18 protein-coding genes, 1 tRNA gene and 1 pseudogene are annotated in these 23051 nt (G+C 60.3%); 15 read left to right on the forward strand and 5 right to left on the reverse strand.

What is annotated here, in order from left to right:
* The first annotated feature begins 12 nt into the window (after positions 1-12).
* The 5 genes from rbfA to FBY12_RS07520 all read left to right on the forward strand — a co-directional run bounded on the left by rbfA (position 13) and on the right by FBY12_RS07520 (position 4246).
* Complete coding sequence (gene rbfA / locus FBY12_RS07500; protein ID WP_121731720.1) at positions 13-414, forward strand: 30S ribosome-binding factor RbfA; 402 nt, start codon at positions 13-15, stop codon at positions 412-414.
* 3 nt (positions 415-417) lie between these two features.
* Entirely contained in the window at positions 418-1335 is a 918-nt protein-coding gene (truB, locus tag FBY12_RS07505; protein ID WP_054616162.1) for a tRNA pseudouridine(55) synthase TruB, read from the forward strand.
* 142 nt (positions 1336-1477) lie between these two features.
* Positions 1478-1747, forward strand: coding sequence for a 30S ribosomal protein S15 (gene rpsO, locus FBY12_RS07510; RefSeq protein WP_003176135.1), 270 nt, complete (start codon positions 1478-1480; stop codon positions 1745-1747).
* A 194-nt stretch (positions 1748-1941) separates the two neighbouring features.
* Positions 1942-4047, forward strand: coding sequence for a polyribonucleotide nucleotidyltransferase (gene pnp, locus FBY12_RS07515; protein ID WP_121731719.1), 2106 nt, complete (start codon positions 1942-1944; stop codon positions 4045-4047).
* A gap of 123 nt (positions 4048-4170) precedes the next feature.
* A tRNA-Thr gene (locus FBY12_RS07520) sits at positions 4171-4246 on the forward strand.
* 9 nt (positions 4247-4255) lie between these two features.
* Here FBY12_RS07520 and FBY12_RS07525 read toward each other — a convergent pair.
* Entirely contained in the window at positions 4256-4921 is a 666-nt protein-coding gene (locus FBY12_RS07525) for a hypothetical protein (RefSeq protein WP_145252494.1), read from the reverse strand.
* A gap of 318 nt (positions 4922-5239) precedes the next feature.
* Between FBY12_RS07525 and FBY12_RS07530 the strand changes: the two genes are divergently transcribed.
* Positions 5240-5545, forward strand: a complete 306-nt coding sequence (locus FBY12_RS07530; RefSeq protein WP_145252495.1) for a DUF6388 family protein — start codon at positions 5240-5242, stop codon at positions 5543-5545.
* 93 nt (positions 5546-5638) lie between these two features.
* Here FBY12_RS07530 and nadC read toward each other — a convergent pair whose 3' ends face one another.
* Positions 5639-6487 carry a carboxylating nicotinate-nucleotide diphosphorylase gene (gene nadC / locus FBY12_RS07535; RefSeq protein ID WP_121731717.1) on the reverse strand — a complete coding sequence of 283 codons (849 nt, stop codon included), beginning with the start codon at positions 6485-6487 and terminating at the stop codon, positions 5639-5641.
* Positions 6488-6847: 360 nt separating this feature from the next.
* Between nadC and FBY12_RS07540 the strand changes: the two genes are divergently transcribed.
* The 5 genes and pseudogenes from FBY12_RS07540 to FBY12_RS28140 all read left to right on the forward strand — a co-directional run bounded on the left by FBY12_RS07540 (position 6848) and on the right by FBY12_RS28140 (position 12844).
* On the forward strand, positions 6848-9061 hold the full coding sequence (locus FBY12_RS07540; protein ID WP_145252496.1) for a DUF1631 domain-containing protein: 2214 nt from the start codon (positions 6848-6850) through the stop codon (positions 9059-9061).
* Between the two features lie 64 nt (positions 9062-9125).
* A complete protein-coding gene (gene ampD, locus FBY12_RS07545) occupies positions 9126-9686 on the forward strand; it encodes a 1,6-anhydro-N-acetylmuramyl-L-alanine amidase AmpD (protein WP_121731715.1) in 561 nt (186 codons plus the stop codon).
* Positions 9683-10519 (forward strand): regulatory signaling modulator protein AmpE, encoded by an 837-nt coding sequence (gene ampE, locus FBY12_RS07550; protein WP_145252497.1) that lies wholly within the window; start codon positions 9683-9685, stop codon positions 10517-10519. The genes ampD and ampE overlap by 4 nt, the downstream gene beginning before the upstream one ends.
* A gap of 1263 nt (positions 10520-11782) precedes the next feature.
* Positions 11783-11986, forward strand: a pseudogene (locus tag FBY12_RS28135) (HAMP domain-containing protein); the annotation flags it as partial.
* A gap of 153 nt (positions 11987-12139) precedes the next feature.
* Positions 12140-12844, forward strand: a complete 705-nt coding sequence (locus tag FBY12_RS28140; protein WP_371927427.1) for a methyl-accepting chemotaxis protein — start codon at positions 12140-12142, stop codon at positions 12842-12844.
* 125 nt (positions 12845-12969) lie between these two features.
* On the opposite strand, the gene FBY12_RS07560 is transcribed toward FBY12_RS28140, so the two are convergent.
* Positions 12970-13746: a TatD family hydrolase gene (locus tag FBY12_RS07560; protein WP_145252499.1), complete on the reverse strand. Its 777-nt coding sequence runs from the start codon at positions 13744-13746 to the stop codon at positions 12970-12972.
* A gap of 3 nt (positions 13747-13749) precedes the next feature.
* The gene (gene cra, locus FBY12_RS07565) at positions 13750-14745 is read right to left on the reverse strand and encodes a catabolite repressor/activator (RefSeq protein WP_121733621.1); all 996 of its coding nucleotides are present in this window, start codon (positions 14743-14745) and stop codon (positions 13750-13752) included.
* 302 nt (positions 14746-15047) lie between these two features.
* Here cra and ptsP point away from each other — a divergent pair, with 302 nt between their 5' ends.
* The 4 genes from ptsP to FBY12_RS07585 all read left to right on the forward strand — a co-directional run bounded on the left by ptsP (position 15048) and on the right by FBY12_RS07585 (position 22303).
* On the forward strand, positions 15048-17909 hold the full coding sequence (gene ptsP, locus FBY12_RS07570; protein WP_145252500.1) for a phosphoenolpyruvate--protein phosphotransferase: 2862 nt from the start codon (positions 15048-15050) through the stop codon (positions 17907-17909).
* Positions 17909-18850 carry a 1-phosphofructokinase gene (gene pfkB, locus FBY12_RS07575; RefSeq protein WP_092273438.1) on the forward strand — a complete coding sequence of 314 codons (942 nt, stop codon included), beginning with the start codon at positions 17909-17911 and terminating at the stop codon, positions 18848-18850. Before ptsP ends, pfkB begins: the two co-directional genes overlap by 1 nt.
* An 11-nt stretch (positions 18851-18861) precedes the next feature.
* Positions 18862-20589, forward strand: a complete 1728-nt coding sequence (locus tag FBY12_RS07580; protein ID WP_145252501.1) for a PTS fructose-like transporter subunit IIB — start codon at positions 18862-18864, stop codon at positions 20587-20589.
* Between the two features lie 172 nt (positions 20590-20761).
* The gene (locus FBY12_RS07585; protein WP_145252502.1) at positions 20762-22303 is read left to right on the forward strand and encodes an alkaline phosphatase; all 1542 of its coding nucleotides are present in this window, start codon (positions 20762-20764) and stop codon (positions 22301-22303) included.
* A gap of 337 nt (positions 22304-22640) precedes the next feature.
* Here the strand turns inward: FBY12_RS07585 and FBY12_RS07590 are convergent, their stop codons facing one another.
* Complete coding sequence (locus FBY12_RS07590; RefSeq protein WP_145252503.1) at positions 22641-23006, reverse strand: endonuclease domain-containing protein; 366 nt, start codon at positions 23004-23006, stop codon at positions 22641-22643.
* Positions 23007-23051 lie beyond the last annotated feature (45 nt).

Genomic DNA, 23051 nt, shown 5'->3' on the forward strand with positions numbered 1-23051 from the left:
AGGTAACAAGACATGGCAAAAGAATACAGCCGTACCCAACGTATCGGCGATCAGATGCAGCGTGAGCTGGCACAGCTGATCCGTCGTGAAGTCAAAGACCCGCGCGTCGGCCTGGTCACCATTACCGCTGTTGAAGTCAGTCGTGACGTCGGTCACGCCAAGATCTTCATCACCGTGATGGGCCAGGACAGCGCCGAAGATATCGCGCAAAGCATCAAAGTGCTCAACTCCGCCTCCGGTTTCCTGCGTATGCAGTTGGCCCGCGAAATGAAGTTGCGCAGCGTTCCGCAGTTGCACTTCCACTACGACGAAAGCGTCGTGCGTGGCGCGCACCTGTCGGCCCTGATCGAGCGTGCGGTGGCTGAAGACAATCAGCACCCGGTAGCGGCTGAACCCGAAGACGCCAAGGAGTAATCGGTGGCTCAGGTCAAACGTATCCGTCGTAACGTCAGCGGCATCATCCTGCTCGACAAACCGTTGGGGTTCACCTCCAACGCGGCGTTGCAGAAGGTTCGCTGGTTGCTGAACGCCGAGAAAGCCGGGCACACCGGCAGTCTCGATCCGCTGGCCACCGGCGTGCTGCCGTTGTGCTTCGGCGAGGCCACCAAGTTTTCGCAGTACCTGCTCGATTCCGACAAGGCCTATGAAACCCTGGCGCAACTGGGCAAGACCACCACCACGGCGGATGCCGAAGGTGAGGTTTTGCAGGAGCGTCCGGTGACCGTTGGTCGCGCCGATGTCGAAGCTGCCTTGCCCGGTTTTCGTGGGCAAATCAGTCAGATACCGCCGATGTACTCGGCGCTCAAGCGTGATGGCCAGCCGCTGTACAAGCTGGCCCGTGCAGGCGAAGTAGTGGAGCGTGAACCGCGTTCTGTTACTATTGCGCGCTTGGAATTGCTGGCCTTTGAGGGTGATACTGCGCGGCTTGCGGTGGATTGCAGCAAAGGCACCTATATCCGCACTCTGGTGGAGGATATTGGTGAGCAACTCGGTTGTGGCGCTTACGTTGCAGAATTGCGACGTACCCAGGCCGGGCCTTTCACGCTGGCGCAGACGGTCACGCTTGAAGAGTTGGAAGCGGTACATGCCGAAGGCGGCAACGAAGCGGTCGACCGCTTCCTGATGCCATCGGACAGCGGCCTGCTGGATTGGCCGTTGTTGCAGTTCTCGGAGCACAGCTCGTTCTACTGGCTTAACGGCCAGCCGGTACGCGCCCCGGATGCACCGAAGTTCGGCATGGTGCGGGTACAGGATCACAACGGTCGCTTCATCGGTATCGGTGAAGTGAGCGAAGACGGGCGCATCGCGCCGCGTCGACTGATTCGGTCGGAATGACCGAAACCAGCCTGTGTAACAGCAGGTTGGCGAGGGTGGCTGTTAACAGGCATGGTCACTACTCATTTATAGATACAGGGATTTGTCCCTGGCCTGTTGAAGCTGTTTCTCTGAAACAGTTTCCTGATAAAAGGATTGCCTCATGGCTCTCGACGTTCAAGAAAAAGCTCAAATCGTTGCTGACTACCAGCAAGCTGTTGGTGACACTGGTTCGCCAGAAGTGCAAGTTGCACTGCTGACCCACAACATCAACAAGCTGCAAGGTCACTTCAAGGCCAACGGTAAAGATCACCACTCCCGTCGTGGTCTGATCCGCATGGTAAACCAGCGTCGCAAGCTGCTGGATTACCTGAAAGGCAAGGATCTGGGTCGTTATCAGGCTCTGATCGGTCGCCTGGGTCTGCGTCGCTAATAAGCGATTGCGCTAGAGGTTGGTTGTTTGCTGTGTGTCAGCGGGTTTCCCGCAGGCACATGGCAGGCTCCCAGCCTCAAGTTTTATCTGGATACACGTTTTACCCTGGACAGGCGTTGGGCCGATTCCCGACATTGCCCAAGAATTTCGCAAGAAGACAAGTTCCCCAAGAGCCACAAAGAAGGTAGGACACCGTGAACCCGGTAATCAAAAAATTCCAGTTCGGTCAGTCGACCGTTACCCTCGAGACTGGCCGTATCGCCCGTCAGGCCTCCGGCGCAGTATTGGTCACCGTTGACGACGACGTCAGCGTGTTGGTGACTGTCGTTGGTGCCAAGCAAGCCGATCCAGGCAAAGGCTTTTTCCCTCTTTCCGTTCACTACCAGGAAAAGACTTACGCTGCCGGTAAGATCCCTGGCGGTTTCTTCAAGCGTGAAGGCCGTCCTTCCGAGAAAGAAACCCTGACTTCCCGACTGATCGACCGTCCGATCCGTCCGCTGTTCCCAGAAGGTTTCATGAACGAAGTGCAGGTTGTCTGCACCGTCGTTTCCACCAGCAAGAAGACCGATCCGGACATCGCTGCGATGATCGGTACCTCGGCTGCCCTGGCAATCTCCGGTATTCCTTTCGATGGCCCGATCGGCGCTGCTCGCGTTGCGTTCCACGAAAGCACCGGCTACCTGCTGAACCCGACTTACGAACAACAGAAAGCTTCGAGCCTGGACATGGTCGTTGCCGGTACCTCGGAAGCCGTATTGATGGTTGAATCGGAAGCCAAAGAGCTGACCGAAGACCAGATGCTGGGCGCGGTACTGTTTGCTCACGACGAGTTCCAGGTGGTGATCAACGCCGTCAAGGAACTGGCCGCTGAAGCTGCCAAGCCAACCTGGACCTGGGCTCCACAGCCAGAAGCCACCGCGCTGCTGGGTGCTATCCGCGCCGAGTTCGGCGACGCAATCTCCCAGGCTTACACCATCACCATCAAGGCCGACCGTTACGCTCGCCTGGGTGAGTTGAAGGATCAGGTTGTCGCCAAGCTGTCCGGCGAAGAAGGCCAACCGACTTCCGCTGAAGTCAAAGCGGCGTTCGGCGAAATCGAATACCGCACCGTTCGCGAGAACATCGTTAACGGCAAGCCACGTATCGACGGTCGCGACACCAAAACTGTCCGTCCTTTGAACATCGAAGTCGGTGTTCTGCCAAAAACCCACGGTTCGGCGCTGTTCACCCGTGGCGAAACTCAGGCTCTGGTCGTTGCAACACTGGGCACCGCCCGTGACGCACAACTGCTGGACACACTGGAAGGCGAGAAAAAAGACCCGTTCATGCTGCACTACAACTTCCCGCCGTTCTCGGTAGGTGAATGTGGTCGCATGGGTGGCGCTGGTCGTCGCGAAATCGGTCACGGCCGTCTGGCCCGTCGTTCGATCGCTGCCATGCTGCCTGCCGCCGACGTGTTCCCGTACACCATTCGTGTTGTGTCGGAAATCACTGAATCCAACGGTTCGAGCTCGATGGCTTCGGTCTGCGGCGCTTCCCTGGCCCTGATGGATGCCGGCGTTCCAATGAAGGCACCGGTTGCCGGTATCGCCATGGGTCTGGTTAAAGAAGGCGAGAAGTTCGCCATCCTGACCGACATCCTCGGCGACGAAGATCACCTCGGCGACATGGACTTCAAAGTAGCCGGTACCGCCAAAGGTGTTACCGCGCTGCAGATGGACATCAAGATCAAAGGCATCACCGAAGAAATCATGGAAATCGCTCTGGGCCAAGCCCTGGAAGCGCGCCTGAACATCCTCGGTCAGATGAACCAGATCATTGGTCAGTCCCGTACCGAACTGTCGGAAAATGCTCCGACCATGATCGCGATGAAAATCGACACCGACAAAATCCGTGATGTTATCGGTAAAGGTGGCGCAACCATTCGTGCGATCTGCGAAGAAACCAAAGCTTCGATCGACATCGAAGACGACGGTTCGATCAAGATCTTCGGCGAAACCAAGGAAGCGGCTGAAGCAGCACGTCAGCGCGTTCTGGGCATCACCGCAGAAGCTGAAATCGGCAAGATCTACGTCGGTAAGGTTGAGCGCATCGTCGACTTCGGCGCATTCGTCAACATCCTGCCTGGCAAGGACGGTCTGGTTCACATCTCGATGTTGAGCGATGCTCGCGTTGAGAAAGTGACCGACATCCTCAAAGAAGGCCAGGAAGTAGAAGTACTGGTACTGGACGTGGACAACCGCGGCCGTATCAAGCTGTCGATCAAAGACGTAGCAGCAGCCAAGGCATCGGGCGTTTAATCACCCCCGCGCTTGACCGCTGAATAACAAAACGCCCCGACTGGTTCGGGGCGTTTTGCTGTGTGCGGGAAAGTGCCCTGGATATTTGCCGGCCTGCAATCGCGATGCTAGGTTTAGCTCACCGCCCGTGTAGCTCAGCCGGTAGAGCAGCGCACTCGTAACGCGAAGGTCGCAGGTTCGATTCCTGTCTCGGGCACCACTCCTGTGGTTATTTCACCTTGCTTCGCACTTCCTCGATCGAGCGCTTCAGTTGGTCCATCTGACTGTTCTGGTCACTCATTTCCCGCTTCAGACTCGACATATCACTGGAACTTGAGCTGGAGCTAGACCCAGCGCTGCGCTTGAGGTCTTCAACCTGGCTGGCAAGTTTTTTCAGCTCGTTGTCTTGTTCGCTGGTTTTGCGCTTGAGGTCACTGACTTCGCTGGAGCTTGAGCTGGAACTCGAACCGTTGGCTTTCTTCATGTCTTCCAGTTGGCTGTTGAGTTTCTTCAGCTCTTTGTCCTGCTCCTCGACGGTGCGCTTGAGCTTGGTGATTTCATCGCTGTTCGGACCGATGCTTGTCCCGGTAGCGCGCCGCAGGTCTTCGATGAGGGTGGTTTGTTCACCGACGGTCTTCTTCAGCTTGTCGATTTGGTCAGTGTTGGATTTGACGGTGGTGCGCAATTCGGAGAGCGTATCGGCGCCGAAGCGCGTATCGACCAGCACTTTCTTGCCGTTCTTCTCGTGCAGCGCCACGAGGGTGTCGTAATAAGACGTGCTGTCGGAGCTCAGCTCAATCGCCTGCGCCGTATTCGGCAGCGCGACGTTACCGAGGAAAAGGGCAGCCATGCCAGTTGCAAACAGGGTGGACGAAAGCTTGGGGAAATTGCGCATCACCTGAGTTCCTTATGGAGTGCCTGATATGGCACATCGCTATGACTCGGCTTTTTGAAACATGTTCCTGAGCTCCGCACAAAATTAGCTGTCGGCGGGGGAGGCGGGCTTTTTTTTGTGAATTTGATGGAAAGATGCATATAAATCGTCCGCCAAAGGTCCTATATTCGGAACTCGCACGAGCGACCCAAAGCTGTTTTCAGATGATCCCGAATGGTTCTGAAGGCCAGACAAACCGGGCTTTACGCGGTTATTTGCGTCAGAGAGATCCTTGATGATCCAGATCCATCTTCCATTCCCCAGATCAGCGAGAACAACATGACTGTTAAAGAATTGACCCAGGAAGCCAGGCACGAAGAGGCGTTGAAGAAGTACCTGCTGGAGTGTCCGCAGCTAGCTGACGAGATCAAGGACCTGCCCGCCGACGATCAGAAAGACCAGATTCAGTGGGCGTTCGAGGACGAAGCGGAATCCCAGGGCTTGCAGCCGTGGGAACTGACGCTCAAGTACACCTCGACTCCTGAAGAGTTTGAGAGTGCACGGCTGGTCCTGCACAAAGAGGCGGCCGAAGTGCTGGGCGTCGAGTGGGAAGAATACTGCGAGATGAATAATCTGGTGGTCTGACACATTCTTGCGCCGATCACCTTGTAGGAGCATGGCTTGCCCGCGATAGCGATTGCGAAATGGCCATCGCGGGCAAGCCATGCTCCTACAGGTTTACAAACTCAAGCGCATCGACAGATCCACAGCCTTCACATCCTTGGTCATCGCACCAATCGAAATGTAATCCACGCCTGTTTCGGCGATCGGCAGCAACGTGCTTTCGTTGATCCCGCCGCTGGCCTCCAGTTTTGCCTTGCCGGCGTTCAGGCGCACGGCTTCGCGCATGTCATCCAGGCTCAATTCGTCGAGCATGATGATGTCGGCGCCGGCAGCCAGTGCCTCTTTCAATTCCGTAAGGCTCTCCACTTCGATTTCCACCGGTTTGCCCGGCGCAATCTTGTGCGCGGCTTCGATTGCCTGCGCAATGCCACCGCACGCGGCGATATGGTTTTCCTTGATCAGGAACGCGTCGTACAAGCCGATCCGGTGGTTGTGGCAGCCGCCGCAGGTCACCGCGTATTTCTGCGCCAGGCGCAGGCCAGGCAAGGTTTTGCGGGTGTCGAGCAGCTTCACCTGAGTCTGCGCGACGAAATCCGCCAGAAACTGCGCGCGAGTCGCTACGCCGGAAAGCAATTGCAGGAAATTCAACGCGCAGCGTTCACCGGTCAGCAGCGAACGCGCCGGGCCTTCCAGATGAAACAGCGCCTGATTGGCTTTCACCCGTTCGCCGTCGCGCACCTGCCAGTGCACCGCCACGCGCGGGTCCAGTTGCCGAAAAACCGCATCGACCCACGCCGTGCCGCTGATCACGGCCTCGTCGCGGGTGATGATGGTGGCTTTGGCCAGACGTTCGGCCGGGATCAGCTGCGCGGTGATGTCGCCGCTGCCGATGTCTTCGAGCAACGCACGGCGCACGTTGGCTTCGATTTCGGCGGTCAAATCGGCGAGACGTAGATTCGGCATAACGGGCTCCACAAACAAAGTGGCTCGATTATAGGGGCATGACGCGAAGCAACCCAAGGCGTCCACGGCACGTACTTGGTTTTGAAACCTGCATTTGGTCGAATCGCGTGAGCATAAAACCCTAAGTGAGGGTCTGTTACGTACGTCTATTTAAACGTGAGCCAGAGAGTCCGCTGGCACAAGCTTCGCGATTTGCCGATAATCCGACTTGTATTTGACGTCATGCCTTTGACGTCGCTCTGGATTTCCCAATTGATGCAGGGCAACGGGTGCCACTGGTCCCCGTTGAGCGTCGGCTGTGAGGCTTGCGCGGACGAACTTTCTCACCGAACCGAAGAATCACCGTTTCAGGAGGCTTGGATGCACAACGACGGGAATGTAGTGCCTTTGCACAAGGCCGCTACCGAGGCGAATCATTCGCCGCTCGCCCGCCTGCCTGTGATTCTGCTTCAGGTTCGCGACAAGGCTGCGCAGCAACTGCGCCATGGTTTGCAGGAACTGTTCGATAACGCCGACGACACCCTGTTCGAAATGGCCGACCGCGCCCGCAACGACGTCGAGCAGAACATCTTTTTCGAAGCCATGCGCGATTTGCGCCTCAAGCGTAAAAGCATTGAGCGCGGCTTTCTCGAGCTATTCTTCGAAGCCTTCGTCAGCCTCACTCAATACGATGTCAGCCGCTCAGTCCTGCCGCTGACGCACACGTTGACGTTTGATCCCGACGCGCCGCTGCCCAACGACGACCTTGAGCGCAGCGTCGCCGTGGAAGCGATGGTCAGCAAAGTGATGAATCGCGACGGTTTTGCCCTCGATCAACTGACCACGCGGCTGAGCGTGTTGTTGGGCAAAGAGCTGCTCGAACAGCACAATCCGTTGGGCCCGGCGATGCTCTGCGAATACTTTCTGCAAGCCGGGCGCAATCTGGGCGTGGGGATCAAGGTCAAGTTGATCATCCTCAAACTGTTCGAGCGCTACGTGCTCAGCAGCGCCGATCAGCTCTACGCCGAAGCCAATCAACTGTTGATCGCCACAGGCGTGTTGCCCGAACTGAAACCGGCGCCGGCGCGGCGTGTTACTGATCGCGCGATCGCCAGTGCGCAGGCTGAACCGGCCGACGCCAGCGCCAAGCCTGGCCACACGCACATCGACGAAAGCGTGCAGGAAGTGTTCGCCGCGTTGCAGGAATTACTCTTTCACGTGCGCGGCACCGTGGCGCCGACCCTCGAAGCCAGCGTGCCGCCGCAACCGATTTCCACGCGCGACCTGATGCGACTGCTCTCGCACTTGCAGCAATACGTGCCCGACCCGGCGGCGCAGGACGACTTCGATCTGCGCAATCAACTTGAACAATTACTCACCCGAGTCAGCGTCAAAAGCGGCAAGTCGCGGGTGGTTGGCGTTGCCGATGAAGACGTGATCAACCTGATCGCGATGCTGTTTGAATGCATTCTCGATGACCGCAATCTGCCGGACTCGCTCAAAGCGCTGATCGGCCGTTTGCAGATTCCGATGCTCAAAGTCGCAGTGGTCGACAAAAGCTTCTTCAGCCGCAGCAGCCACCCGGCGCGGCGTCTGCTCAATGAAATCGCCGCCGCAGCCATGGGTTGGGGCGAGTGCGATGACCATGAGCGCGACACTCTTTACCTGCGCATCGAGCAAGTGGTGCAGCGGTTGCTGAACGATTTTGTCGATGACCCGGCGATTTTCTCCGAGCTGCTCGCGGACTTCCTCGCGTTCACCAGCGATGAGCGTCGACGCAGCGAGCTGCTGGAGCAACGCACTCGCGACGCCGAAGAGGGCCGAGCGAAAACCGAACTGGCGCGCCAGCGTGTCGAGCAAGCATTGAATGAAGCGCTGCTGGGCAAGCTGTTGCCGCAAGCAGTGGTGGCGTTTGTCCAGGATGCCTGGAGCAAAGTGCTGATGCTGACGTGCCTCAAGCATGGCGACCAGTCCGCAGAATGGCAGGCCGATGTGCAAACCATGGCGCAACTGCTCTGGAGCGTGCAGCGCCACGATGAGCCCGATGCCAATCTGCGCCTGTTGTCGCTGGTCCCGGGTTTGCTCAAAGCGCTGCGCGATGGCCTCAGCAGTTCGGCGTTCGATCCGTTTGCCACCAGCGAATTCTTCGCCGAACTGGAAACCTTGCACGTGCAATTGTTCGAGCGCCCGGCGCAACCGTCGGCGCCTGCGAATGAAACTCCGGTGATGGTCGAAGTGGTGGAAGAAATCGTCCTGCGCACCGCCGATGAAGGTCCGGTTGACCCGACATCGGTGCGCTTGCCGGCCAACGATGCCGGGCTGCTTGAAGTCGAGCGCTTGCGGGTCGGCAGTTGGGTGGAGTTTCAGGAAGACGAGGACAACACGCTGCGCTGCAAACTGGCGGCGATCATCGATGCCACCGGCAAGTACATTTTCGTCAATCGCACCGGCATGAAGGTGCTGGAGCGCAGTCGTAACGGGCTGGCGCTGGAGTTTCGTCGCGGCGCGGTGCGCGCGCTGGACGATACGCTGCTGTTTGATCGGGCGCTGGAATCGGTGATCGGCAACTTGCGCCGGCTCAATCACGCCAAGTGATCGCGCGCGGAGGGTCTATCGCGGCATACTGGGCGCCAACACGATTGTCGTTGAAGGAACCTGTATGCAGTTGGACCCCGCGAGCGGTTGGTGCCAGGGCGTTGATATTTGCCCGTCACCCAACTTCAATGCGCGCCCCTCGGAAGAAATCTCCCTGCTGGTGATCCACAACATCAGCCTGCCGCCCGCACAATTCGCCACCGGCAAGGTTCAGGAGTTTTTCCAGAATCGTCTGGATGTCACCGAGCATCCCTACTTTGAAGGGATTGCCGAGCTGCGCGTTTCTGCGCATTTCCTGATCGAACGTGACGGCACCGTCACTCAGTTTGTCTCCTGTCTTGAGCGCGCCTGGCATGCCGGCGTCTCGAATTTCGAGGGGCGGGAATTCTGTAATGATTTTTCCGTGGGTATCGAACTGGAAGGCACCGATGATCTGCCGTTCACCGATGCGCAATATCAGGCGCTGACGACCCTGACCCGACAGCTGCAAAGCGCTTTCAGCGGGATTACCGCGCAGCGCATTTGCGGGCATAGCGACATCGCTCCGGGGCGCAAGACTGACCCGGGACCTGCGTTCGACTGGGCGCGCTACCGCGCCGCCCTGGCAAAAGAGGAACAACAATGAGTTTTCTGGTGTTGCTGTTGGCGGTCTGGATCGAGAAATTCTCGGCCCTGCGCCATCGTCTCCAACGTGATGGCGGCTGGTTGCGCGAACTGCACAAACTCGAAGCCAGCGCCCGTCTCAAGGACCATCCGTGGCTGGTGTTGATCATTCTGGTATTGCTGCCGGTGGCGCTGCTCGGTTTGCTGTTGATCGTGCTGCAACCAGTGGCTTACGGTTTGCTCGCGCTGCCGGTGCATCTGCTGGTGGTGATTTACAGTTTGGGGCGCGGCGATCTGCTCGGCCAGCTCGGGCCGTTCCGCGATGCCTGGCGTCGCGAAGATCTGCAAGCCGCGACGCACGTGGCCAAACGCGACCTCGACATCTGCGCCGAGAATGGCGAGCAATTGCTGGAGCGGGTGCAGGCGCATCTGTTGTGGCAGGCCTACCAAAGCTTCTTTGCGGTGATTTTCTGGTACTTCCTGTTGGGCCCGGTCGCCGCGCTGAGTTATCGCTTGCTCGCCCTCGCCGAGGAGCATGGGCAGAACCCGGCAGTGGTCGAACGCGCCGCGCAATTGCGGCATGCCTTTGATTGGGTGCCGGTGCGCTTGCTGGCGGCGAGTTTTGCGCTGGTCGGCAACTTCGTCGCGGTTGGACGGGTGATGCTGCACGAGCTGCTGAACTGGAACATCAGCGCCGCGCAGTTGATCGAAAAAGTCGGCCTGGTCGCTGGTGAAATTCCTGCACCGGTGGTCGGACCGGATGGCATCAACAGCCTCGATCGCCTTTGGGAATTGCTGCTGCGCGCGGCAGTGCTCTGGTATGCCGGATTTGCGCTTTGGACAGTCCTCCCGTAACACCACCCTCCCTGTAGCAGCTGGCGCAGCCTGCGTCCGGCTGCGCAGCAGTCGCCGATTCAGGCACTGCGGTGTGTCAGTTTTACCGTGAGCTCAGGGTTTACGACTGCTGCGCAGCCGAACGCAGGCTGCGCCAGCTGCTACATAGGGGCGATGTGGTGTAGCGCTGCCGTTAACCTTAAGTTACAAAAACTCCCGCCGATTTAAGCTATACAGACATGGCGCCCAATAGTGGCTATCTGCTGTGTCTGTGCGCCTGCCAATAAAAATAAGAAATCCAAGGGAGACTTCACAGTGAAGAGCTTGCTCTATCCTGCTGTCGCGCTGATGAACCGCTTGAGCTTCGGCATGAAGTTCAGCCTGATCAGCGTGCTGTTCCTGGTGCCGATGCTGGTGACCAACTTCTACCTGGTGCGCGATTCCTATCGTGAATTCCAGGGCACCCAAATCGAATTGCAAAGCCTCGACCTGCTGGGCAGCAGCCTGACCCTGCGCCGCGACCTGGAAACCCTGAACAATCTGGTGCAGATCGACGTCACCCTCGGGCAATCCGGCAAGGCCGGTGATGTCGAGAGCAAAATCGCCGCGCTGGAACAGAGCGTTCTCACGCGTTTGCAAGGGCTGGCGGCGATGAGCACCGACCCTGAGCAGATCAGCGCATTCGACGCCAAACGCGACGAAATGATCGCCGCGTTCAAGGCCCAGCAAGCGGAAAACTCCCTGCAAAGCAAAAGTGCGCTGATCGGCAAACTGCTCGGCAGCGCGCAGATTTTCAGCCAGATCATCACCAGCCAGGCTGGCCTCAGTCGCGACACGCAAAGCGACATGCGCCAGCTCAGTGAGTTGATCACCAACGTCACCCCGCCGGTCACGCAGATTCTCGGCGAGGGCCGGGCCATGGGCTCGTTGTCGCTGGGGCAGGGCTTTCTCAATTCGGCATCGAGCACGCGTTTTGACGAATTGCTCGCGCAAATCGAAAAGCTCCAGGCTGAATACGGGCTGAAACTGCAAGACGCGCTGGGCTCCAGCAAAGCCGCGAATCAAACCCTCGCCGCCCAGGCCGAAACCAGCAAGGCCTCGCTGAAGAAGGCCAGCGAACTGTTCGAAGAACAAGTGGTGATGGCCGACACGCTCGATGCACCGTGGCCGGCGTTTTACGATCAGGTCAGCGGCCTGATGGAGCAGACCTACCAACTCAACGAAGCGACCCTGAAATTCCTCGGCAGCCAGTTGCAGCAACGGCTGGAGCAAAACCGCACGCACATGGTGTTGCAGGCCGTGGCGTTGTCGGTGGTGTTTGTGCTGATCTTTTACCTCTACGGCGGCTTCTACGCGTCGACCCGCACCACCCTGAAAAACCTCGGGGCGATGATGGACAACGTCGCGGCCGGCGACATGACCGTGACGTTCCACGCCAACAGCCGCGATGAGCTGGGCGAGTTGGGCGAAGTGTTCAACGGCACGGTGAAGAAGATCCATGACTTGATCGAGCGCGTCGGCCGCACCGTCGGCGAAGTCGAGCGTCAGGCCGGGCAAGTGCAGGACGTTTCTGCGCAGAGCAACCAGGCGGTCGCCGGGCAACGCAGCCAGATCGAGCAAGTCGCTACGGCGATGAACCAGATGTCGGCGACTTCACTGGAAGTGGCGCGCAGTGCGGCAGCCGCGGTCAGCAGCGCGCACAGCGTCAATGACGAAACGCTCAGCGGTCGCGGTTTGGTCGAATCGCAGCAGGGCAGCATCGCCGCGCTGGCGACTGAGATTGATCAGTCGGTGCTGGTGATCAATCAATTGGCCAGCGACAGCCAGTCGATCAGCCGGGTGCTCGAGGTGATCAAAAGCATCGCCGAACAAACCAACCTGCTGGCGCTCAACGCGGCCATCGAAGCGGCGCGGGCGGGCGAGCAGGGCCGGGGTTTTGCGGTGGTGGCGGATGAAGTGCGCACGTTGGCCAAGCGCACGCAGCAATCCACTGAAGAAATCGAGCAGATGATCGCCAAGCTTCACAGCGGTGTGGGTGCGGCGGTGAAAGCCATGGGCGTCAGTCACCAGATGGCCAGTGGCACGGTCGGGCAATCGGAGAAGGTCCAGCAAGCGTTGGAAAACATCCTCGGCGCGGTCGGCATGATCGTCGACCAGAACCAGCAAATCGCCGCTGCCGTGGAGCAGCAAACGGCGGTGGCGCACGACATTGACCAGAACATCGTCGAGATCAACCGCGCCGGCGAGCGCACCGCCGAGGGCGCGCATCAGACCGAAAACGCCAGCCGCGCATTGTCGGCGCAAGTACTGGAACTGAAGCAATTGATCAGCGCATTCCGCGTCTGATTACCCCGCAACCCCCTGTGGGAGCGAAGCTTGCTCGCGATGGCGTACTGACCGTCAGCATTGATGATGACTGACACAGCGCCATCGCGAGCAAGCTCACTCCCACAGGGAATGTATGCAACTACCTACCAGTTAAACAATTGGCAGGCATTCGCCGTGCTCGCCGCCGCCAGTTGCTCGGGGCTGATCGCCATGATCTCGGCCAGCGCCGCGCAGATCGCTGGCAAGTGCGCCGGGCTGTTGCGCTGACCGGGGAACATCGCCGGGGCCATGTCCGGCGAGTCGGTTTCCAGCACCACTGCATCCAGCGGCAACTGCGCCAACACCCTGTGCATGCGCAACGCCTGCGGCCAGGTCGCGGCGCCACCGAGCCCGAGTTTGAAACCGAGCTTGAGGTATTCGCGCGCCTCTTCCTGGCTGCCGGCGAACGCGTGGATGATCCCCGCGCGTTTCAGGCGAAAACGCTTGAGCGTGGCAATCACCGCCGCGTGACTGCGACGCACATGAATCAGCGCCGGCAGATTGAAATCCGCCGCCAACTGCAACTGCGCATCGAACAAGGCCTGCTGGCGCTCGCGATCAAGGGTTTCGATGAAGTAATCCAGGCCAATCTCGCCCACCGCGCACAACTGCCGATGACCGGCCAGGCGCGTCAGCCAATCACCGAGCGCGGTCAGGTCTTCGGGTTGATGCTGATCCAGATACACCGGATGCAAACCGAACGCCGCGTGCAAATCGGCATCGCTCAAGACCAGATCCCAGACCCGCTGCCAATTGCCTTGATGAACCCCCAACACCACCATCTGCCGCACCCCGAGGGCGCGGCTTTGTTCCAGCAACGCCGCGCGATCGGCGTCGAAATCCGGAAAATCCAGGTGAGTGTGGGTGTCGATCAGCTGCACGGTTCAGTCCTGCACAATGCGCTGCTTGAAGGTCCGCGCGATGGCCTGCACGCCCGGCTGATAATCCGCTTGTTCGATGGCGGCCAAGGCCAATTCCAACGCTTTATCGGCGATCAACTGGTGCTGCTGGGCCATGGCGTTGACCGGCAACGGCAGGAAATCCAGCAGCTGCGTATCGCCGAAAGTGCCGAGGCGCAGCGGCCGGGTTTTCAACGGGAAGTCATGCAAGGCGTCGAACACGCCTTGCAGCAAAACGTAGGAAGTCGTCACCAGCGCATCCGGCAAATGCCCCAGGCGCTGGAGTAATTCTTCCATCAATTGCTTGCCGCACTCGCGGCTGAACGACTCGCCTTGCTCAATGAAGATTTCACCCTTGAACCCGGCCAGCGCTTGCTTGAACCCGGCGGCCCGTTCCTGGCTGATGCTCAGCTCGGGACGCGCGCCGATCAGCGCGATCTGCTTGGGCAACGGCTGCAGCAGGCTCTGGGTCAGGTGCAGACTGGCCTCGCGGTCGTCGCTGATCACCGAACAAAAATGCTCGGGCTCCATGACCCGGTCGATGGCGATGATCGGCGTGCCTTTGGCCTGCAACTGGCGATAACTGTCGTCATCGGTGGGCAGGCAACTGGCAACGATCAGCGCATCGCAGCGGCGTGCACGGAACAGCTTGAGCAACTGCCGTTCGCTGTCCGGCGCATCGTCGGAACTGGCGATCAGCAATTGATAGCCGCGTGCGCGGGCACCTTGCTCCAGCAGTTTGGCGATGCGCGCGTAACTGGGGTTTTCCAGATCCGGCAGAATAAAACCCAACGTGCGGGTGTGCCGACTGCGCAAACCGGCGGCTTGCGGATTAGGCGTAAAACCATGCTGCTCGACCACCGCGCGCACGCGCTCGACCGTCGCGCTGCTGATGCGTTGCTGGGTAGCTTTGCCATTGATGACATAACTGGCGGTGGTCACGGACACGCCGGCCAACTGTGCGATATCACTGAGTTTCAACTCGGGAATTCCTTGTTTTTTCGAGCTTGCCCCGACATTTTCGCCAATCCTACCCGATTCAGGCAGGCGACCAATGTCGCACCGCATCCGACAAGTTGGACTTCTAGGATGAGTCATAATCGAGTAACGTGCCAAACTTTCTAGATTAAACGTTTCAGCAAGCGTATTTTCTGCGTTAAGGCTGCATTGGCCGGTTCTGCCGTGAAACCGCCAAGTGTGCGCAAAAAGCCTAAGCTGATTCAATTTAAGCTGATTCATTCAGAACAATACCTGGCGTCCCCTGGCGCCAAAAAGGAGAAAGCATGCTCGAGCTCACCATAGAGCAGATATCCATGGCCCAGACGGCTGTGGATAAGTCCGCCGCGCTGCACCTTCTGGCCCAGCATCTGGTCGCCGACGGATTGGTCGCCGAGGGTTATCTCGCCGGTCTGCAGGCGCGCGAAGCGCAGGGCTCGACCTTTCTCGGTCAAGGTATTGCGATCCCCCACGGCACCCCGGAAACCCGCGATCAGGTGTTCACCACCGGCGTGCGCCTGATGCAATTTCCCGAAGGTGTGGATTGGGGGGACGGCCAGATCGTCTACCTGGCGATCGGCATTGCGGCCAAATCCGATGAACACCTGCGCTTGCTGCAACTCCTGACCCGCGCCCTCGGCGAGACCGATCTGGGCGAGGCCTTGCGCCGCGCCAGCAGCGCCGAAGCGTTGCTCAAATTGCTCCAGGGCGCGCCGCAGGAATTGGCCCTCGACGCGCAGATGATCGGCCTCGGCGTGTCGGCCGATGACTTCGAAGAACTGGTCTGGCGCGGCGCGCGTCTGCTGCGTCAGGCCGATTGCGTGAGCAACGGTTTCGCTGCGGTGTTGCAACAAGTCGAAGCGCTGCCGCTGGGCGATGGTTTGTGGTGGCTGCACAGCGAACAAACGGTCAAGCGCCCGGGACTGGCATTCGTCACCCCGGACAAACCGATGCGCTACCTCGGCCAGCCATTGAGCGGCCTGTTCTGCCTCGCCAGCCTCGGCGAAGCGCATCAGGCGTTGCTCGAGCGACTTTGCGCGTTGCTGATTGAAGGTCGCGGCCACGAATTGGGTCGCGCCACCAGCAGTCGCAAAGTCCTCGAAGTGCTCGGCGGCGAAGTGCCGGTCGATTGGCCGAGCGCGCGCATTGCCCTGGCCAACGCCCACGGTTTGCACGCGCGCCCGGCGAAGATCCTCGCGCAATTGGCGAAGAACTTTGACGGCGAGATTCGTGTGCGCATCGTCGATGGCGCGGACAGCGCGGTGTCGGTGAAGAGCCTGAGCAAACTGCTGAGCCTCGGCGCGCGGCGCGGTCAGGTCCTGGAATTTATCGCCGAACCAAGCATTGCCGCAGATGCCTTGCCGGCGCTGTTGGCGGCGATTGAAGAAGGCCTCGGCGAAGAAGTCGAGCCATTGCCGGCCGTCAGTCAGCAACGCGAAGTGTTCGCCGATGTCGCCGAAGTGCTGCTGGCGCCCAAGTCCGGCAGCCTGATCCAGGCCATCGCTGCGGCGCCGGGCATTGCCATCGGCCCGGCGCATATTCAAGTGCTGCAAACCATCGATTACCCGCTGCGCGGCGAGTCTGCGGCGGTCGAACGCGAGCGTCTGCACAGTGCGCTGGCGGAGGTTCGGCGCGACATTCAAGGCTTGATCGAACGCAGCAAATCCAAGGCGATTCGCGAGATCTTCATCACGCACCAGGAAATGCTCGACGACCCGGAATTGACCGATGAAGTCGACACGCGCCTGAAGCAGGGCGAAAGCGCTGAAGCGGCGTGGATGGCGGTGATCGAAGCAGCGGCCAAACAACAGGAATCGCTCAAGGACGCGTTGCTCGCCGAGCGTGCCGCCGATTTGCGTGATATCGGCCGTCGCGTGCTGGCGCAACTGTGTGGCATCGAGACACCGAGCGAACCCGAGCAACCGTACATTCTGGTGATGGACGAGGTCGGTCCGTCCGACGTCGCGCGGCTGGATCCGGCGCGCGTGGCCGGGATTCTCACCGCTCGCGGCGGCGCCACGGCACACAGCGCCATCGTCGCCCGCGCCTTGGGCATTCCGGCCTTGGTCGGCGCCGGCGCAGCGGTGTTGCTGCTGGCGCCGGGCACGCCGTTGCTGATCGACGGCCAGCGCGGTCGCCTGCACGTCGACGCCGATGCCGCAACGCTGCAGCGCGCCACCGAAGAGCGTGATACCCGCGAGCAACGCTTGAAAGCCGCCGCTGAACAACGTCATCAACCGGCGCTGACCCGCGATGGTCACGCGGTCGAAGTGTTCGCCAATATCGGCGAAAGTGCTGGCGTCACTGCGGCGGTCGAGCAGGGCGCCGAGGGCATCGGTTTGCTGCGTACCGAATTGATCTTCATGGCGCATTCGCAAGCGCCAGACGAGGCCACGCAGGAAGTCGAATATCGCCGCGTCCTTGATGGTCTCGCCGGTCGGCCATTGGTGGTGCGCACGCTCGACGTCGGTGGCGATAAACCGCTGCCGTACTGGCCGATTGAAAAGGAAGAAAATCCGTTCCTCGGCGTGCGCGGGATTCGCCTGACCCTGCAACGTCCGCAGATCATGGAAGCGCAATTGCGCGCCTTGCTGCGGGCTGCCGACAACCGTCCGTTGCGGATCATGTTTCCGATGGTCGGCAGCGTCGATGAGTGGCGCCAGGCGCGCGACATGACTGAGCGCTTGCGCCTGGAAATCCCGGTCGCCGATCTGCAACTGGGGATCATGATCGAGGTGCCGTCGGCAGCGTTGCTGGCGCCGGTGCTGGCGAAAGAAGTCGACTTCTTCAGCGTCGGCACCAACGACCTGACCCAATACACCTTGGCCATCGATCGCGGGCACCCGACCTTGTCGGCCCAGGCTGACGGCTTGCACCCGGCGGTGCTGCAACTGATCGACATCACCGTGCGTGCCGCGCATGCCAACGGCAAATGGGTCGGCGTCTGCGGCGAACTGGCGGCAGACCCGCTGGCGGTGCCGGTGCTGGTCGGCCTCGGTGTCGACGAGCTCAGCGTCTCCGGGCGCAGCATCGCCGAGGTCAAGGCGCGCATCCGCGAACTCAGCCTGGCCCAGACGCAAATTCTCGCCCAACAGGCCTTGGCCGTGGGCAGCGCCAATGAAGTGCGCGCATTAGTGGAGGCCCTGTAATGGCCAAGATTCTCACCCTGACCCTCAACCCGGCGCTCGACCTCACCGTCGAATTGCCGGCGCTGGCGCCCGGTCAGGTCAACCGCAGCGACGAGATGCACACCCACGCTGCCGGTAAAGGCGTGAACGTCGCGCAAGTGCTCGCCGACCTCGGGCATCAACTGACGGTCAGCGGTTTTCTCGGTGAAGACAACCTGCAAGCGTTCGAAACCCTGTTCGCCAAACGCGGTTTTGTCGACGCGTTCATTCGCGTGCCCGGCGAAACCCGCAGCAATATCAAACTGGCTGAAAGCGACGGACGCATCACCGACATCAACGGCCCTGGGCCGCAGGTCAGCGCCGCCGCGCAACAGGCGTTGCTTGATCGGCTCGAGCAGATCGCGCCGGGCCACGATGCCGTGGTGGTTGCCGGCAGTTTGCCGCGCGGGGTCACTGCGCAGTGGTTGCAGGGGTTGATCGTGCGTTTGAAAAATCTCGGCTTGAACGTGGCGCTGGACACCAGCGGCGAGGCCTTGCGCGCAGGGTTGGCGGCCGCGCCGTGGCTGATCAAACCGAACACCGAAGAACTCGCCGAAGCGCTCGGTTGCGAAGTGGTTTCGGTGACTGCGCAGGCGCAAGCCGCCAGCCGTTTGCATGCGCAAGGCGTCGAGCATGTAGTGATTTCCCACGGCGCCGATGGCGTCAATTGGTTCAGTGTCGGCGCGGCGATGCACGCTACGCCGCCGAAGGTCAGCGTGGTCAGCACGGTCGGTGCCGGCGACTCGCTGCTGGCCGGCATGCTCCACGGTTTGCTCAGTGCCGACACGCCTGAGCAAACCTTGCGCACGGCCACCGCGATTGCCGCGATGGCGGTCACGCAGATCGGTTTTGGCATCAGCGATGTCGCGCACCTGGCGCAGCTCGAACAGGGCGTGCGCGTGCGCCTCCTGACAGAACAATAAGAGGGGTTGTCATGAAGTTAGCCATCGTTACGGCCTGCCCCAACGGCATGGTCACCAGTGTGCTGTGCGCCCGGTTGCTCGACGCTGCGGCCCAGCGGCAGGGCTGGAGCACCAGCGTCGAAGTGGTCGACGCCGCGCACCCGGAACGCCAGTTGTCGGCCGCCACTCTTGAGTCCGCCGAGTGGGTGTTGCTGGTTACCAGCACGCCGGTCGACATGTCGCGATTCGTCGGCAAACGCGTGTTCCGCAGCACCCCGGCGCAAGCGCTGCAAGATGTTGAAGCGGTGCTGCGGCGTGGCGCTGAAGAAGCTGAAATCTACGTGGCCGACGAAGCGGTTGCAGTCGCCAAAAACGCCCCGCGTCTGGTCGCGATTACTGCGTGCCCGACCGGCGTTGCCCACACGTTCATGGCCGCCGAAGCCTTGCAGCAAGCGGCCAAGCGTCTGGGTTATGACTTGCAGATCGAAACCCAGGGCTCGGTCGGTGCGCGCAATCCACTGAGCGCGGCGGCGATTGCCGACGCCGATGTGGTGCTGCTGGCGTGCGATATCGAAGTCGCCACCGAGCGTTTCGCCGGCAAGAAAATTTACCGCTGCGGCACTGGCATCGCGCTGAAACAGGCCGAAGCCACGCTCAATAAAGCCTTGGCCGAAGGCAAACAGGAAAGCGCTGCGACCGGCGCCAAAGGCCCGGCCAAACAAGAGAAATCCGGCGTCTACAAACACTTGCTGACCGGCGTGTCGTTCATGCTGCCGATGGTCGTGGCGGGCGGCTTGATGATCGCGTTGTCGTTCGTCTTCGGCATCACCGCGTTCAAGGAAGAAGGCACGCTCGCTGCGGCGCTGATGCAGATCGGCGGCGAGACGGCGTTCAAGTTGATGGTGCCGTTGCTCGCAGGCTACATCGCCTATTCGATTGCCGACCGACCGGGCCTCGCGCCGGGAATGATCGGCGGGCTGTTGGCGAGCACCCTGGGCGCCGGTTTTATCGGCGGGATCATTGCCGGTTTCATTGCCGGTTACGCGGCGCAGGCGATCAATCGTTATGCGCGTTTGCCGCAAAGTCTTGAAGCGCTGAAACCGATTCTGATCATCCCGTTGCTGGCGAGTCTGTTCACCGGCCTGGTGATGATTTACGTGGTCGGCAAACCGGTCGCCGGGATGCTCGAAGCGCTGACGCACTTCCTCGACAGCATGGGCACCACCAACGCGATTCTCCTCGGTGTGTTGCTCGGCGGGATGATGTGCGTGGACTTGGGCGGGCCGATCAACAAGGCGGCTTATGCGTTTTCGGTGGGGCTGTTGGCCTCGCAGAGTTATGCGCCGATGGCCGCGACCATGGCCGCCGGCATGGTGCCGCCGATTGGTCTGGGCATCGCCACGTTCATTGCGCGACGCAAGTTCGCCCAGACTGAGCGCGAGGCCGGTAAAGCGGCGTTTGTGCTGGGCCTGTGCTTTATCTCCGAAGGGGCGATTCCGTTTGCGGCGAAAGACCCGTTGCGGGTGATTCCGGCGAGCATCGCCGGTGGCGCGCTGACCGGTGCGTTGTCGATGTATTTCGGCTGCAAATTGATGGCGCCGCACGGCGGTTTGTTCGTGCTGCTGATCCCGAATGCGATCAACCACGCGCTGCTTTATCTGCTGGCGATTGTTGCAGGGAGTCTGCTGACGGCGGTGACGTATGCGCTGCTGAAACGGCCGGAAGTGGTGGAATTGGCGGTAGAACCGGTCAACGCCTGACACCCCTGTCCTGTAGGAGCGAGGCTTGCCCGCGAAGACGGTTTAGCATTCAACACATGTGCTGACGGTTGGATCGCCTTCGCGGGCAAGCCTCGCTCCCACAGGGGATGTGGGGTGTCACAGCGGTTTCATCTGCACATGCTTAAGTTTTCCTTTTGCCAGGGAGAACACCATGAGCGAATTCGATCTCGGTCGCCGTCGCGTCATTCAGGCGGTCGGCGCCGGGTTGTTGTTGCCGGGCCTGGCGCCAGCGGTGATCGCCTCGGTCCAGGATCGCCCGCAACTCACCGACGGCGTGCAGTCCGGCGATTTGCTCGGCGACCGCGCGATGGTCTGGAGCCGCAGCGACCGGCCGGCCCGGATGGTGGTGGAATGGGACACCCGCAGCCTGTTCACCAACCCTCGTCGTTTCGTCTCGCCGCTGGCCGACGCGCGCACCGACTTCACCGCCCGCGTCGAACTCAGCGGCCTGCCCGCCGATCAGGCGATTTTCTACCGTGTGCATTTTGAAGACGCGCAAAGCGGCGTCCCCAGCGAGCCGTGGTTCGGTCATTTGCGCAGCGTGCCGACGGCCCGGCGTGACCTGCGATTTGTCTGGAGCGGCGACACCGTCGGCCAGGGTTTCGGGATCAACCCGGACATTGGCGGCATGCGCATTTACGAAGCGATGCGCCTGCGCCTGCCGGACTTCTTCATCCACAGCGGCGACACCATCTACGCCGACGGCCCGGTGCCGGCGCAACTGACCACCGAAAGTGGCCGAGTGTGGCGCAACATCACCAGCGAAGCGAAAAGCCGTGTCGCCGAAACCCTCGACGACTATCGCGGCAATTATCGCTACAACCTGATGGACGAAAACGTCCGCCGCTTCAACGCCGAAGTGCCGCAGATCTGGCAGTGGGACGACCACGAGGTGGTGAACAATTGGTCGCCGGGCAAGCAACTCGATGAGCGCTACAAGAGCAAAGATATCCACAGCCTGGTCGGCCGTGCGCGCCAAGCCTGGCTCGAATACGCGCCGATGCGTTTGCAGAGCGCCGACAACGGCGGGCGGATCTATCGCAAGCTCGGTTACGGGCCGCTGCTCGATGTGTTTGTGCTGGATATGCGCAGCTATCGCGAGGCGAATGACGACAACCTCGGCGCCGCCAAACCATTCCTCGGACGCGAACAACTCGACTGGCTGAAGACGTCGCTGCAAGCCTCGACCGCGCAGTGGAAAGTCATTGCCGCGGACATGCCGATTGGCCTCGGCGTGCCGGATGGCGAGGTCAGCGCGGGCGTCACGCGCTGGGAAGCGGTGGCCAATGGCGATCCGGGACCGGCGCAGGGCCGCGAGTTGGAGATCGCTGAATTGCTCGGTTATCTGCGTGCGCAGAAGGTACGCAATTTCGTGTTCCTGACGGCCGATGTGCATTACTGCGCCGCGCATCATTACCATCCCGACCGCGCGGCGTTTCAGGACTTTGAGCCGTTCTGGGAATTCGTCGCCGGGCCGTTGAATGCCGGCAGCTTCGGGCCGAATCCACTGGATAAAACTTTTGGCCCGGAAGTGGTGTTCGAGAAAGCCCCACCCGCACAAAACACCTCGCCGTTTGCCGGATTTCAGTTCTTCGGCGAAGTGAACATCGAAGGGCAGAGCGGCGAAATGAGCGTGGTGTTGCGGGATCTGGATGGGGTGAGCGTGTTTGAACAGAGGTTGCAGCCGGTTTGATGTTCTTTGATTTCAAGGGCCACCCCTCACCCCAACCCTCTCCCCAGAGGGGAGAGGGGGAAAGGGGGCCGATCTCTGTAGTCTGCGAGGTCTGGGTTCGGCTCGAAGCCGCTTGTTTTCAAAACCTGAGTTCGGCTTGATCTTTCAGGTCGATGTGTAGCGCAAGACACTTCGGTCGGCTCCCTTTTGCCAGAGGGGAGACGGAGCTGATTGCTATCGTTTTCAAAACCTGAGTTCGGCTCGATCTTTCAGGTCGATGTTTAACGCAAGACACCTCGGTCGGCTCCCTCTCCCCTTTGGGGAGAGGGCTGGGGTGAGGGGCGATTTCAGATCAGAATCACGGCATTCGATTCGCAGCAATCCTGATGATCTGTTCCAGCACCTCACTCATCCGCTCAATCACCTCCAGATTGCTGAACCTGACAACCTCAATCCCTCTCTGCCACAGGTAGTGCGTGCGCCGCTGATCATGAATCCTGCCCGAGGTTTCATAATGCTGCCCACCATCAAGTTCTATCGCCAATTTCAATTCGGCACAGTAGAAATCCAGCACATATGGCGGGCATGGAAACTGCCGACGAAATTTCAGATTGGCGATTTGTCGGGCGCGCAACTTCTGCCAGAGCAGGAGTTCGCAGTCGGTTTGGTTAGCGCGTAATTGACGGGCGAATTGGCGCTGGTCGGGGTTGGGGCGGGTGGGCATGCTTCACGTCCGTGTGAAGGGGAGGGAGGTTTTACTGTAGGCGGA

It is taken from the genome of Pseudomonas sp. SJZ131 (genome assembly GCF_007828705.1).
GTDB classification, from domain to species: Bacteria; Pseudomonadota; Gammaproteobacteria; order Pseudomonadales; family Pseudomonadaceae; genus Aquipseudomonas; species Aquipseudomonas prosekii.

Excerpts from the sequence above, each read along its gene's own strand:
- rbfA (WP_121731720.1), top strand. The coding sequence starts at position 13 with ATGGCAAAAGAATACAGCCGTACCCAACGTATCGGCGATCAGATGCAG.
- pfkB (WP_092273438.1), top strand. The coding sequence starts at position 17,909 with ATGGCCAAGATTCTCACCCTGACCCTCAACCCGGCGCTCGACCTCACC.
- nadC (WP_121731717.1), bottom strand. The coding sequence starts at position 6,487 with ATGCCGAATCTACGTCTCGCCGATTTGACCGCCGAAATCGAAGCCAAC.
- FBY12_RS07590 (WP_145252503.1), bottom strand. The coding sequence starts at position 23,006 with ATGCCCACCCGCCCCAACCCCGACCAGCGCCAATTCGCCCGTCAATTA.
- FBY12_RS07580 (WP_145252501.1), top strand. The coding sequence starts at position 18,862 with ATGAAGTTAGCCATCGTTACGGCCTGCCCCAACGGCATGGTCACCAGT.
- FBY12_RS07530 (WP_145252495.1), top strand. The coding sequence starts at position 5,240 with ATGACTGTTAAAGAATTGACCCAGGAAGCCAGGCACGAAGAGGCGTTG.
- ampE (WP_145252497.1), top strand. The coding sequence starts at position 9,683 with ATGAGTTTTCTGGTGTTGCTGTTGGCGGTCTGGATCGAGAAATTCTCG.
- FBY12_RS07525 (WP_145252494.1), bottom strand. The coding sequence starts at position 4,921 with ATGCGCAATTTCCCCAAGCTTTCGTCCACCCTGTTTGCAACTGGCATG.
- rpsO (WP_003176135.1), top strand. The coding sequence starts at position 1,478 with ATGGCTCTCGACGTTCAAGAAAAAGCTCAAATCGTTGCTGACTACCAG.
- FBY12_RS07540 (WP_145252496.1), top strand. The coding sequence starts at position 6,848 with ATGCACAACGACGGGAATGTAGTGCCTTTGCACAAGGCCGCTACCGAG.
- FBY12_RS28140 (WP_371927427.1), top strand. The coding sequence starts at position 12,140 with ATGTCGGCGACTTCACTGGAAGTGGCGCGCAGTGCGGCAGCCGCGGTC.
- FBY12_RS07585 (WP_145252502.1), top strand. The coding sequence starts at position 20,762 with ATGAGCGAATTCGATCTCGGTCGCCGTCGCGTCATTCAGGCGGTCGGC.
- ampD (WP_121731715.1), top strand. The coding sequence starts at position 9,126 with ATGCAGTTGGACCCCGCGAGCGGTTGGTGCCAGGGCGTTGATATTTGC.
- ptsP (WP_145252500.1), top strand. The coding sequence starts at position 15,048 with ATGCTCGAGCTCACCATAGAGCAGATATCCATGGCCCAGACGGCTGTG.